This is a genomic window from Pseudomonas sp. IT-196MI5 (assembly GCF_949767415.1).
Lineage (GTDB): Bacteria > Pseudomonadota > Gammaproteobacteria > Pseudomonadales > Pseudomonadaceae > Aquipseudomonas.
Map to the genome: position 1 here is coordinate 105740 of NZ_CATKPZ010000009.1, position 13416 is coordinate 119155.

Genomic DNA, 13416 nt, shown 5'->3' on the forward strand with positions numbered 1-13416 from the left:
ACTTGACCAGCGTATTGCTGGGTCTGGCAGGGGCAGCGTTGCCGTTGCTGGTATTGGCCTGGCAGCTTCAGCGTCGGGCCAGCACCACGCAAGCTGATGTCGCGCTGCTGCAAGAACGCCTGGCGATGGCGCAACTGGCGCAGGACGGATTGAATGCTCAGATCGAGTCGATTCGCGATGAAGCGGCTGATCTGACCCAGGCCAACGCCGCCAAACAGGCGGATCTGGCGGCGCTGCGTCGTGAAGTCGAACTGCTGCAGATCGAGCGCGACGACGCCCGGGACGCCGCCCATGCGTGGAATATCGAACGCGCCGGCAAGGAAGCCGAATTGCGCCGTCTGGATGCCCAGGCCGCGTCGCTCAACGCCGAATTGCGCGAGCAACAGGACAGCCATCAGCAGCGCCTCAACGACCTGCAAGGTTCGCGGGACGAGTTGCGCGCGCAGTTTGCCGAGCTGGCGGGGAAAATTTTCGATGAGCGCGAGCAGCGTTTTGCCGAAACCAGCCAGCAGCGCCTGGGGCAGTTGCTCGATCCGCTCAAGGAGCGCATCCAGTCCTTCGAAAAGCGTGTCGAGGAAAGCTATCAGAACGAGGCGCGTGAGCGTTTCTCCCTGGCCAAGGAACTGGAGCGTCTGCAACAGCTGAATTTGCGCTTGAGCGATGAAGCCACCAACCTGACCCGCGCCTTGAAAGGGCAGAAGACCCAGGGCAATTGGGGCGAACTGATTCTTGAGCGAGTGCTCGAGCATGCGGGGCTGGAGAAGGGCCGCGAGTACCAGACGCAGGTCAACCTCAAGGGACCGGACGGCGAGCGCTTCCAGCCGGACGTGATCATTTATCTGCCGGGCGACAAGCAGGTGGTGGTCGACTCCAAGGTCAGCCTGACGGCCTATCAGCAATACGTCGCGGCTGAGGACGAGGTCATCGGCCAGATCGCCATCAAACAGCACGTGCTGTCGTTGCGCAATCACGTCAAAGGCTTGGCCGGCAAGGATTACAAGCGTCTCGATGGCTTGCACAGCCTGGATTTCGTGTTGCTCTTCGTGCCGATCGAGGCAGCGTTTTCTGCCGCGTTGCAGGCTGAGCCGACGCTGTTTCAGGAGGCATTCGACCGCAACATCGTGATCGTCAGCCCCACCACGTTGTTGGCGACCCTGCGTGTCATCGACAGCCTGTGGAAGCAAGAGCGCCAGAGCCAGAATGCCCGGGAGATCGCCGAGCGGGCCGGGTGGCTGTACGACAAGTTCGTGCTGTTCATTCAGGATCTGGACGAGGTCGGCAATCGCCTGCAGCAACTGGACAAGGCCTACAGTTCGGCACGCAACAAGCTGACAGAGGGGCGTGGCAACCTGGTCAGTCGCAGTGAACAACTCAAGCTGCTGGGCGCGCGGGCGAGCAAGAGCCTGCCGGCGGACTTGCTGGAGCGGGCGATGACCGATGTCGATGGGTTGGTCGAGTTGCCGGAATAGCTGAAAAAGCTTCGCGAGCAGGCTCGCTCCCACAGGTGCCATGTTGTTCGCAGATGTTGTGAGTGATGCAAAACCACTGTGGGAGCGAGCCTGCTCGCGAAAGCACTGGAGGCATCACCGCACAACCCAGTGATTAGAGCGGCAGATACCGACTCAACAACGCCCGCAACGCCGCCGGTTTCACCGGTTTGGCCAGGTAATCCAGCCCCGCGGCATGCACCAGGTCGACCGTCTCCGGCCGGCCATCGGCGCTGATCACCACCCCGGGAACCGGCTCGCCCATTTGCGTGCGCAACCAGGCCATCAAATCGGTTCCGGTCTCGCCATGATCGAGGTGGTAATCCACCAGCGCCAATTGCGGGCGCACGCCTTCGCCCAGCAGCGCTGCGCACTCCTCGCGATTGCGTGCGGTCCAGACCTGGCAACCCCAGCGGCTGAGCAGGCTGTTCATGCCGATCAGGATGCTGTCCTCGTTGTCGATGCACAGCACCTGCGCCCCATTGAGCAATTTGCCATTGAGTTCGGCGACCTTGACCGGCGCTGCGGTTTGCGCCCGGGCCAACGGCACGTTGACGCTGAACACGCTGCCGCGTCCCGGCCAGGAGCGTACGCGCAAGGTATGACCGAGCACGCGACATAGGCCGTCGGCAATCGCCAGCCCCAGGCCGAGGCCTTTTTCGGCTCGCGTCTGGTGGCTGTCGAGGCGCTTGAACTCTTCGAAAATCACCTGCTGTTTGTCTTCCGGAATACCCGGTCCACGGTCCCAGACTTCCAGGCTCAATCCTTCCTTGTGCCGACGAACCCCCAACAACACCGGCCCTTTGCCGTAGCGGAAAGCGTTGGTCAGGAAGTTCTGCAAAATCCGCCGCAGCAGTTTGATGTCGCTGTCGACCCGTAGCGCGCTGCCGCGAACGCGGAACTCCAGTTTTTGTTCTCGCGCCAGCACCTTGAACTCGGTACCAAGGGTGTCGAACAGTTCGTTGAGTGCGAACGGCTGGCGATTCGGGTTGATCTTGCCGTTCTCCAGGCGGGAAATGTCCAGCAGGTCGCTGATCAAGTCCTCGGCCGAGCGCAGCGAGCTGTCCAGGTGCTCGACCAGTTTCTGCGCTTCGCCGGACAAACCATCGTTCTGGTGGGAGAGGGCGGCGGAGAACAGCCGCGCCGCATTCAGCGGCTGCATCAGGTCATGGCTGACAGCTGCGAGGAAACGGGTCTTCGACTGGTTGGCCGCCTCGGCGGTGCCCTTGGCTTCGGTCAGGGCAACGTTGAGTTGCGACAATTCGTGGGTCCGTTCGGTGACCCGTTGCTCCAGGCCTTCATTGGCCTCGGTCAGCGCCTGCTCGGCTTCGCGGAACGCGGTGATGTCGGTGAAACTCATGACGAAGCCGCCGCCAGGCATCGGGTTACCGATCAGTTCGATCACCCGACCATTGGGGAACAGGCGCTCGGAGGTGTGCGCGCGACCCTGGCGCATCCAGTGCAGGCGACGGGCGACATGCACTTCGGCCTCACCGGGGCCGCACAGTCCACGCTCGGCATTGTGACGGATGATGTCGGCAATCGGCCGGCCGACTCTGATCAGGCCATCCGGGTAGTTGAACAAATCCAGATAGCGACGGTTCCAGGCCACCAGTTTCAGCGACTGGTCGACCACGCTGATGCCCTGGGTGATGTTCTCGATGGCGCCTTGCAGCAAGGCACGGTTGAATTGCAGCACTTCCGAGGCTTCGTCGGCGATGCGCACGACGTCCTCCAGCTGCATCTCCCGGCCTTCAATGGCCGCCTTGACCACCGCACGGGTCGAAGAGGCGCCAAGCACACCGGCCAGCAAGCGTTCGGTATGGGCGATCCATTCACTGTCGGCGTTCTGGTTCGGGTTGAAGCCCTTGCCCTGGCGATAGGCAAAACGGATGAAGCTTTGCCGGGCGCGTTCTTCGCCGACGAAGCGCGCCGCCAGTTGCAGCAGGTCGTCGATCTGCACTGAAAGCATCGAGCGTGCGCTGGGGCGGGCACTGATTTCCTGGCCGATGAAGCGGCCCGCCTGCCAGTGCTCGGAAACCCGGGTGCGGGACAGCACCGAGACCCAGGCGAACAGCGTGAAGTTGCCTGCCAGCGATAGCACCACGCCTTGGGTCAACGGAGTGATCGGCAGGTTCAGTGGATTACTGTGCAACCAGGCCAGGCCCGGGAACGTGCTCAAGGACAGGCCGAGGCTGAGGGCGGCAATCGGCAGGACCAAGGTGTAGAACCACAGGAAGGTGCCCGCGGCGAGGCCGGCGAACACGCCGCGACGGTTGGCCTGTTTCCAGTACAGCGCACCGAGCATGGCGGGGGCCAGCTGGGTCACGGCAGCGAAGGCGATCTGGCCAATGGTCGCGAGGCTGGCGGTCGAGCCCAGCAGGCGGTAGCTGACGTAGGCCAGCAGCAGAATGACCACGATGCTGACGCGGCGCACCGACAGCATCCACTGGCGGAACACTTCGAACGGGCGCTCGGCATTGTTGCGACGAAGCAACCAGGGCAACAGCATATCGTTGGACACCATGGTCGACAGCGCCACGCTGGCCACGATCACCATGCCGGTGGCCGCCGATGCACCACCGATAAATGCCAACAGGGCCAGCGCCGGGTGCGCCTGGGCCAGGGGCAGGCTGATGACGAACGAGTCTGGCAACACCGAGCTGGGCAGCATCATCTGCCCGGCCAGTGCGATCGGCACGACAAACAATGCCGCGAGGGCGAGGTAGGCCGGGAATACCCACTTGGCCAGGCGCAGATCCTGGGGCTCGATGTTCTCGACCACGGTCACGTGAAACTGCCGCGGCAGGCAAATGATCGCCATCATCGCCACTCCGGTCTGTACCACCATCGACGGCCAGTTGATGGTTTCCTTCCAGTACTGTTCCAGCCGAGGCGCGAGCATGGCCTGGTCGAACAGGTCGTCGAAACCGTCGTACAGGCCGTAGGTCACGAAGGCGCCGACGGCGAGAAACGCGAACAGCTTGACCAGCGATTCGAAGGCAATCGCAAGTACCATGCCGCGGTGGTGCTCCGTGGCGTCGAGGTTGCGGGTGCCGAAGACGATGGTGAACAGCGCCAATACCAGTGACACAATCAGCGCGGTGTCCTGGGCGCGGGTGCCCATGGCGTCGGCTCCGGCACCGATCAGCAGGTTCACACCGAGCACGATGCCTTTGAGTTGCAGCGCGATGTAGGGCAACACGCCGACCAGGCAAATCAACGCCACCACCACTGCCAATGACTGGGATTTGCCATAGCGCGCAGCGATGAAGTCGGCGATGGAGGTGATGTTCTCCTGTTTGCTGATCATCACCATTTTTTGCAGGACCCACGGCGCGCCGACCAGCAACAGGATCGGCCCGAGGTAGATCGGCAGGAACGACCAGAGCTGTTCGGCGGCCTGGCCCACGGCGCCGAAGAAAGTCCAGCTGGTGCAATAGACCGCCAGCGACAGGCTGTACACCCAGGCACGCACTCGCGGCGGCAAGGGCGCGCTGCGACGGTCGCCATAGAAGGCGATGGCGAACATGATGGCCATATAGGCCAGGGCGACGGCGGCGATCAGCCCGGTGGACAGCGACATGGGGACTCCAGACAAAAGACATCCGGGCCTGCCGCCCGGACAGACAGTCTCGCACGACCGCCAGCGTTAGTCAGTGTCGACCAAGGTCGTGGCGTGGCGGGGTGTCGCAGGAGGATTTGCAGTGTCTGGGCTGGCCTCTTCGCGAGCAGGCTCGCTCCCACAATTGGCCTGCCGCACACATTCCCTGTGGGAGCGGGCTTGCTCGCGAATGGCGGTATTACTGACTGAATGCAATCTCGATCAATCGGTGCAACTCTTCAACCTCCAGCGGCGCCTCGGCAAACAGAATGCGAAACACCGTCGGCGCGGCGATCAGATTGATCAGCCGATCGACACTGGGCTTGGGCTGATCCGGATAGCGATCCAGAATCATCTGCAACTGCCCGCCAATGATGGTCGCGCAATAACTCGGCTTCAACGCTGCCTGCACGTCGTACAGCATGTTGCGGCCGGGTTCGGAGCTCATCTCGTCCAGGTACTGCTCGGCCCAGGCCCGCACGTCACCGTGAAGGCTGCCGGTGTTGGCCGGCTCGTTGTCGGGCTGCATACGGGCGAGGGCGACGTCGGCGAGCAGCGCCGACACATCGCCCCAGCGTCGATAGATGGTGGATGGCGTGACACCCGCGCGCGCCGCAATTTGCGGCACCGTTACGCTGGCGCGGTCCTGCTCCCCAAGGAGTTGGCGCACGGCCGAATGAATCGACTCTTGTACCCGGGCACTGCGGCCGCCGGGGCGTAATGTAGGGGCTGTCATCTTGTGTTTCCTGTATTGCGTCGGGTCTTGCGGCTGGCATCCGGTCCTGAAAGCCATGTATCGGACCTTAACACAAAGAGTTTGCTTTAAGAGGGGGCCAGTAGCACACTCCACAAAAGCAAAAAATTAGCTTTTGCGGAGTGTGTCTATGCCCGATTCTCCCTCAAATCGTGCCAGCCTGTGGTTTCTGGCAATAACCTTACTCAGTTTTCTGGCGGCTTCCACCGCGCCGACGCCGCTGTATCACCTGTATCAGGAGCAGATGCAGTTTTCGCCAGCGACCCTGACCCTGATTTTTGCCGTGTACGCCCTCAGCCTGTTGGCAGCGTTGCTGACGGTCGGCTCGCTGTCGGATTACCTGGGGCGCAAACCGGTGATTTTTACGGCGGTGCTGCTGAACATCCTGGCGATGTTGCTGTTTATCTACGCCGACAGCGTTGCGTGGCTGATCAGTGCCCGGGTGCTGCAAGGGTTTGCCACCGGCATGGCGACTGCCGTGTTGAGTGCAACCTTGCTGGACACCGATCGCCAGCAAGGCCCGCTGGTCAATAGTGTCGCGCCCTTGCTCGGCATGGCTCTGGGTGGAATGGGCTGCGGTTTGCTGGCCGAGTTTGCTCCGGCGCCGTTGCACCTGACCTATTGGCTGCTACTTGCTCTGTTCGCGATGCAGGCCGTATTTGTCTGGCGTTTGCCGGAGAGTGTCACGCGCCAGCCCGGGGCTTGGGCATCATTGCGGCCCACCCTGCATGTGCCGGTCCAGGCGCGTGCGACGTTATGGCGGGTGTTGCCGCTTAACATAGCGACCTGGGCGCTGGGCGGATTCTACGCGTCGCTGGCACCTTCATTGGTGCGCACGGCGACGGGTTCGACCTCGAACCTGATTGGCGGGGCAACCGTCGCCGCATTGACGGTGACCGGTGCCCTGATGATTTACATTTTGCGCAATCAGGCGGCGACCAAGGCGCTGCAGCTGGGCGCCAGTTCGTTGCCGGTGGGAGTCGCCCTGATTCTACTGGGCGTGCACAGCGCCAGTTTGCCGCTGTTTTTCCTCGGCACGCTGGTCGCCGGTTGTGGCTTCGGCGCCGGTTTCCTCGGGGCGGTGCGCAGTCTGGTGCCACTGGCCTTGCCCCATGAGCGCGCCGGGTTGATGTCGGCGTACTACGTGCTGAGTTATCTGGCGTTCTGCCTGCCGGCGCTGCTGGCCGGGAACCTGGCGCGGACCTTTGGTCTGGTGGCAACCACCGATGGTTATGGTGCGGTGCTGATGGTGCTGGCCCTCAGTGCAATGGTGGGTTTACTGCGATCACGTTCGGCCAGGGTCTGCGAGGCCAACCGGTAAAATTGAGTTAGCCTTGGCACCCACTCAGCTCATTCGAAGGATCGGACCATGAAGATCATCCGCAGCAAATCGTTCACTGGCGAGCGTGCCTGGGCCGCGCTGGACATCGCCAGCATGAACGGCATCACCACGCGGCTGCACTGGACCGATCAACCCTACAAGTGGCATGTCAACGACGGCGAGGAAGTGTTCGTGGTGCTCGATGGCCAGGTGCAGATGCGTTATCGCGAAGAGGGGCTGGAGCGGGAAGCTTTGCTGGAGGTCGGTGACATTTTTTATGCCTCGGTTGGCACTGAGCATGTGGCGCATCCGGTAGGACCTGCCCGGATATTGGTGATCGAATCGGAAGGGAGTGCCTGACGCTATATAGGTAATATCGATAAGATATAGAGATATTACCCGTTATATAGATATTCGATTCAGATCTAACATGAGCTCTACCTCACAAGAGGACAGGAGTTCGCCATGACATGCGCCAATAGCATCAAGCCCGGAATCAAACCTTTCAGTCGCTTGCAGCACCCCCGTGAGGTGGTCCGCCAGTTCACCCCCAACTGGTTCGCGGCCACCATGGGCACCGGTGTGCTGGCGTTGGCGCTGGCGCAATTGCCGGTCGCCATGCCCGCCTTGCACGCCTTTGCCGAAGCTCTCTGGCTGTTCAACATCGCCCTGTTTCTGCTGTTTACGGCGGTATACACGGCGCGTTGGGTGCTGTTCTTCGACGAAGCACAACGGATCTTCGGCCACTCCACGGTTTCGATGTTTTTCGGCACCATCCCCATGGGCCTGGCGACCATCATCAATGGCTTCCTGGTGTTTGGCCTGCCGCGTTGGGGCGACGGTGTGGTTCACCTCGCCGAGGTGCTGTGGTGGCTGGATGTGGCCATGTCGCTGGCCTGCGGGGTGCTGATTCCCTACATGATGTTCACTCGTCAGGAACACAGCATCGACCAGATGACCGCTGTCTGGTTGTTGCCGGTGGTCGCGGCAGAAGTGGCGGCCGCCAGTGGGGGCCTGTTGGCGCCGCATCTGGCCGACGCGCATTCGCAACTGGTGGTGCTGGTGACCAGCTACGTGCTCTGGGCCTTTTCCCTGCCGGTGGCCTTCAGCATCCTGACCATTCTGTTGCTGCGCATGGCCCTGCATAAACTGCCCCACGAAAACATGGCCGCCTCGAGCTGGCTGGCCCTCGGCCCGATCGGTACCGGCGCGCTGGGCATGCTGGTACTGGGCGGTGATGCACCGCTGATTTTCGCGGCCAACGGTTTGCCGGGAGTCGGTGAGATTGCTGCGGGACTGGGTCTGGTGGCCGGCATCACCCTGTGGGGTTTCGGCCTGTGGTGGATGCTGATGGCGCTGCTGATCACTGCGCGCTACCTGCGTGCCGGCATTCCCTTCAATCTCGGCTGGTGGGGCTTCACTTTCCCGTTGGGCGTCTATTCTCTGGCAACGTTGAAGCTGGCCAGTACCTTGAACCTGATGTTCTTCAGTGTGTTTGGCTGCGTGTTAGTGGCGTTGCTGGCGGTGATGTGGCTGATCGTCGGCAAGCGCACGGTGCTGGGCGCCTGGCGCGGGGAGCTGTTTGTCTCGCCGTGCATTGCCGGATTGAAGAAATAACCGGCAAAGATTAGGTAGTGTGTGGCCTGGATCGACGTTCGATACTCCAATTACAGTATCCAGGCCACTCGCTACCTATCATCAGGGACACATGGAAGATGAGTCACCCTTCACAGTTCACCTTGCTGCGCACCCGGCGCTTCCTGCCGTTCTTCATCACCCAGTCCCTCGGGGCGTTCAACGACAACGTGTTCAAACAGTCGTTGATTCTCGCCATCTTGTACAAGCTGAGCATAGAAGGTGACCGCTCGATCTGGGTCAACCTGTGTGCGCTGCTGTTTATCCTGCCGTTTTTCCTGTTCTCGGCCCTGGCCGGGCAATTCGGGGAAAAGTTCGCCAAGGACGCGTTGATCCGCCTGATCAAGCTTGGGGAAATCGCCATCATGGCGGTCGGCGCCGTCGGTTTCATCTTCGATCACCTGTCGTTGATGCTGGTGGCGCTGTTCGCCATGGGCACCCACTCGGCGCTGTTCGGGCCGGTGAAGTACTCGATCCTGCCGCAGGCGCTGCGTGAAGACGAGCTGGTGGGCGGCAACGGCCTGGTGGAAATGGGCACCTTCCTGGCGATCCTCGCCGGCACCATTGGCGCTGGGGTCATGATGTCATCGGCGCATTACGCACCGGTAGTGTCCACGGCGATCATCGGCATTGCCGTGCTCGGCTACCTGGCCAGTCGCAGCATTCCCTTGGCGGCGGCCGCCACGCCACAAATGCGCCTGAACTGGAACATTTTCAGCCAGTCCTGGGCCACGTTGAAACTGGGCCTTGGGCAAACGCCGGCGGTATCACGCTCGATCGTCGGCAACTCGTGGTTCTGGTTTGTCGGGGCGATTTATCTGACGCAGATCCCGGCCTATGCCAAGGAGTGGATGCACGGCGACGAAACCGTGGTGACGCTGATTCTGACGGTGTTCTCGGTCGGCATCGCGTTGGGGTCGATGCTGTGTGAGAAATTGTCCGGGCGTAAAGTCGAAATTGGGCTGGTGCCGTTCGGATCGTTCGGCCTGACTGTTTTCGGCCTGCTGTTGTGGTGGCATTCCGGCTCAATACCGGACAGCGTCGCCGGCCATGGCTGGATCGAGATCCTTGGTTTTGGCCATGCCTGGCTGGTACTGCTCGACATCCTCGGCCTGGGCGTTTTCGGTGGTTTCTACATCGTGCCGCTGTACGCACTGATCCAGTCACGTACGGCGGAAAACGAACGGGCGCGGGTGATTGCCGCCAACAACATCCTCAATGCGTTGTTCATGGTGGTGTCGGCGATTGTCTCGATCGTCTTGCTGAGCGTGGCCAAGCTGTCGATTCCGCAGCTGTTCCTGGTGGTGTCGTTGCTGAACATCGGCGTCAACGCCTACATCTTCAAGATCGTCCCCGAGTTCACCATGCGTTTCATGATCTGGCTGCTCAGCCATTCCATGTACCGCGTCGAGCATCGCAATCTGGATCTGATTCCCGATGAAGGCGCGGCGTTGCTGGTGTGCAATCACGTGTCGTTCGTCGACGCCTTGCTGATTGGCGGTGCGGTGCGCCGGCCGATTCGCTTCGTGATGTATTACAAGATCTACAACCTGCCGGTGCTGAATTTCATCTTCCGTACCGCGGGGACGATTCCTATTGCGGGGCGTCATGAAGACATCCAGATCTACGAAAAGGCCTTCACGCGCATTGCCCGGTATCTGAAGGACGGTGAACTGGTGTGCATCTTCCCCGAGGGTAAATTGACCGCCGATGGCGAAATGAATGAGTTCAAGGGCGGCTTGACGCGGATTCTCGAAGAGACGCCGGTGCCGGTGATTCCGCTGGCCTTGCGGGGGTTGTGGGGGAGTTTCTTCAGCCGCGATCCGGGCAAGGGACTGTTTCATCGCCTGTGGTCGCGTGTGACATTGGTGGCAGGGCCGGCGGTGGCGGTTGAAGTGGCGGAGCCGGCGAAGTTGCAGGCGATGGTGGGGGAGTTACGCGGGGCAGTCAGATAACAGTTGTTTGAGCGGGCCTCATCGCGAGCAGGCTCACTCCTACAGGGATCGCGGGTGTGGTGAAAATCTCCGACACACCATAAAACCTTGTAGGAGTGAGCCTGCTCGCGATTGGCGGTAGTCGCTTAAGCGCTGACCTTGAGCCCAACGAGTCCGCTAATGATCAACGCCACACTCGCCAGCCGCACCAGCGCCATGGACTCGCCAAACAGAATGATCCCGGCGATCACCGTGCCCACGGCGCCGACCCCGGTCCAGATCGCGTAGGCCGTACCCAGCGGCAATTCCTTCATTGCAAGGCCGAGCAAGCCAAGGCTGATAGCCATGGCCGCAACGGTCAATACAGTGGGGAACGGGCGGGTGAAGCCGTCGGTGTACTTGAGGCCGACGGCCCAGCCGACTTCGAACAGGCCGGCGAAAAACAGAATGATCCAGGACATGAAGACCTCCATCGTCTGACGGGGTCGTCCCCTGATTAATGACTCGATCGAGCCGCGAGGTCGTCCTCGCGATGGGCAATAGAGTGCCCAGCATTAACCCGGGGATCAAGTTTTTGAATCAGTCAGTCGCCTGCTGTGCAGCCATTTCCCGATCTTGCTTTTCACTCATGCGGCGCAAATACGTGGAGAGCAATGCCCCGGAAATGTTGTGCCAGACGCTGAACAATGCGCTGGGCACTGCCGCGAGCGGCGAGAAGTGAGCACTCGCCAACGCGGCACCCAATCCGGAGTTCTGCATGCCGACTTCCAGGGCCAGGGACTTGCGCTGGGCCAGAGGCAGCTTGAACAGGCGCCCGGTGAAGTAACCCAGCAGGTAGCCGAAACTGTTGTGCAGCATGACCACGGCCATGATCAGCAAGCCGGACTCGGCAATCTTCGCCTGGCTGGCGGCCACCACTGCCGTGACGATGATCACGATGCTCACCACCGACACCAGCGGCAACACGTCCACGGCGTGGCGAACCTTGTCGCCGAGTACCCGTTGGGCAACCACGCCCAGCACGATCGGCAGCAGCACCACTTGCAGGATCGACCAGAACAACTCCATGAACGACACCGGCAGCCAGGCCGAGGCCAGCAGCCAGATGAGGGCTGGGGTCAGCAGCGGGGCGAGGAGGGTGGTGACGGCGGCGATGGCCACCGACAGCGCCAGATCGCCGCGGGCCAGCCAGGTCATCACGTTCGACGAGGTGCCGCTCGGGCAGCAGCCGACCAGAATCACGCCGACAGCGATTTCCGGTGGCAAGTGGAACACCTGGCAGAGCAACCACGCCACGCCCGGCATGATCACGAAATGTGCAACCACGCCCAGGGCCACGCGCCATGGATGGCGAGCGACTTCGGCGAAGTCTTCGAGTTTGAGGGTCAGGCCCATGCCGAACATCACCAGGCCCAACAAGGGCACGATGGCGCCTTTGAGGCCGAGGAACCACGCCGGTTGCAGAAACGCCACGACAGCGAAAATCAGTACCCAGTAAGCGAAGGTGTTGCCGACAAAACGACTCAAAGCAGCCAGTGCGCGCATGGCCTGATCCTTATTTTAAGTGACGCTACAAACCCTCTGTAGGAGCGAGCTTGCTCGCGATGGTGTGTCAGTAGCCCCTCTTTGTCTGACACACCATCGCGAGCAAGCTCGCTCCTACAGGAGAGATCGCTAGCCTTTAGATCCCCTGCGGAGTCTCTTCGCCGCCCAACGCTTCAACCAGCGCCGGCAGGAAGTCGCCGAAGGTCAGCATCATCAGGGTGAAGCTGGCGTCCAGTTGGCCCAGGGCTTCGTCGCCGCCGTCCTGTTCCGCCTGGTCTTGCAGCAGGTCTTCGAACTTCAGGCGCTTGACCACCATTTTGTCGTCAAGGACGAACGACAGTTTGTCCTGCCAGGCCAGGGACAACTGAGTGACCACTTTGCCGGTGCTCAAGTGCAACTGGATTTCTTCGCTGGTCAGGTCCTGACGCTTGCAGCGCACAATGCCGCCGTCTTCGTGGGTGTCGCGCAGTTCGCACTCGTCCAGCACGAAGAAATCGTCCGCGGCTTTCTGGGTGGTGACCCACTCGGTCATGGTCGCGGTCGGGGACATCTTCACGGTCAGTGGACGCACCGGCAGGGTGCCGATCACTTCGCGCAAGGTCGACAGCAGGTCTTCGGCGCGTTTCGGGCTGGCCGAGTTGACGAGGATCAGGCCCTGTTTCGGCGCGATGGCGGCGAAGGTCGACGAGCGGCGGATAAAGGCGCGAGGCAGGAAGGCCTGAATGATTTCATCCTTGATCTGATCGCGTTCCTTCTTGTAGACCTTGCGCATTTGCTCGGCTTCGATCTCTTCGACCTTTTCCTTGACCGCATCACGCACGACGCTGCCCGGCAAAATACGTTCTTCCTTGCGCGCGGACACCAGCAGGAAGTCACCGCTGACATGCACCAGCGGCGCATCCTCGCCTTTGCCGAATGGCGCGACGAAGCCGTAGGTGGTCAACTCCTGGCTTGCACATGGGCGCGCCAGTTTGGTGGCCAGTGCAGTTTCCAACGCCTCGGCATCAACAGGCAGATCTTGGGTCAGGCGATAGATAAGCAGGTTTTTGAACCACATGGGGTGAGTCTCTCCTTTATACAAAGGCGGGCATTATTGTCTTCGCCGTGCCATAGGCCAACCTTTCTCTAAGCCTTTG

General features: G+C 61.3%; 10 protein-coding genes. 5 read left to right on the plus strand and 5 right to left on the minus strand.

What is annotated here, in order from left to right:
- Positions 1-104 precede the first annotated feature (104 nt).
- On the plus strand, positions 105-1469 hold the full coding sequence (gene rmuC, locus ACM6IK_RS06745) for a DNA recombination protein RmuC (RefSeq protein ID WP_414873694.1): 1365 nt from the start codon (positions 105-107) through the stop codon (positions 1467-1469).
- A 133-nt stretch (positions 1470-1602) separates the two neighbouring features.
- Here the strand turns inward: rmuC and ACM6IK_RS06750 are convergent, their stop codons facing one another.
- Both ACM6IK_RS06750 and ACM6IK_RS06755 read right to left on the minus strand, forming a co-directional pair.
- Positions 1603-5073 (minus strand): NahK/ErcS family hybrid sensor histidine kinase/response regulator, encoded by a 3471-nt coding sequence (locus tag ACM6IK_RS06750; RefSeq protein ID WP_414873671.1) that lies wholly within the window; start codon positions 5071-5073, stop codon positions 1603-1605.
- Between the two features lie 217 nt (positions 5074-5290).
- Complete coding sequence (locus ACM6IK_RS06755) at positions 5291-5827, minus strand: TetR/AcrR family transcriptional regulator (protein WP_414873672.1); 537 nt, start codon at positions 5825-5827, stop codon at positions 5291-5293.
- Between the two features lie 148 nt (positions 5828-5975).
- Here ACM6IK_RS06755 and ACM6IK_RS06760 point away from each other — a divergent pair, with 148 nt between their 5' ends.
- The 4 genes from ACM6IK_RS06760 to ACM6IK_RS06775 all read left to right on the plus strand — a co-directional run bounded on the left by ACM6IK_RS06760 (position 5976) and on the right by ACM6IK_RS06775 (position 10756).
- Positions 5976-7166 (plus strand): MFS transporter, encoded by a 1191-nt coding sequence (locus ACM6IK_RS06760; protein WP_414873673.1) that lies wholly within the window; start codon positions 5976-5978, stop codon positions 7164-7166.
- A 48-nt stretch (positions 7167-7214) separates the two neighbouring features.
- Entirely contained in the window at positions 7215-7526 is a 312-nt protein-coding gene (locus ACM6IK_RS06765; protein WP_414873674.1) for a cupin domain-containing protein, read from the plus strand.
- 105 nt (positions 7527-7631) lie between these two features.
- Complete coding sequence (locus ACM6IK_RS06770; RefSeq protein WP_414873675.1) at positions 7632-8783, plus strand: TDT family transporter; 1152 nt, start codon at positions 7632-7634, stop codon at positions 8781-8783.
- A gap of 98 nt (positions 8784-8881) precedes the next feature.
- Positions 8882-10756, plus strand: coding sequence for an MFS transporter (locus tag ACM6IK_RS06775; RefSeq protein WP_414873676.1), 1875 nt, complete (start codon positions 8882-8884; stop codon positions 10754-10756).
- A 125-nt stretch (positions 10757-10881) separates the two neighbouring features.
- On the opposite strand, the gene sugE is transcribed toward ACM6IK_RS06775, so the two are convergent.
- The 3 genes from sugE to rdgC form a co-directional block, all read right to left on the minus strand.
- The gene (gene sugE / locus ACM6IK_RS06780; RefSeq protein ID WP_414873677.1) at positions 10882-11196 is read right to left on the minus strand and encodes a quaternary ammonium compound efflux SMR transporter SugE; all 315 of its coding nucleotides are present in this window, start codon (positions 11194-11196) and stop codon (positions 10882-10884) included.
- Between the two features lie 118 nt (positions 11197-11314).
- Positions 11315-12280, minus strand: a complete 966-nt coding sequence (locus ACM6IK_RS06785) for a bile acid:sodium symporter family protein (RefSeq protein WP_108219011.1) — start codon at positions 12278-12280, stop codon at positions 11315-11317.
- A gap of 136 nt (positions 12281-12416) precedes the next feature.
- Positions 12417-13337, minus strand: a complete 921-nt coding sequence (gene rdgC, locus ACM6IK_RS06790) for a recombination-associated protein RdgC (RefSeq protein ID WP_007969735.1) — start codon at positions 13335-13337, stop codon at positions 12417-12419.
- Positions 13338-13416 lie beyond the last annotated feature (79 nt).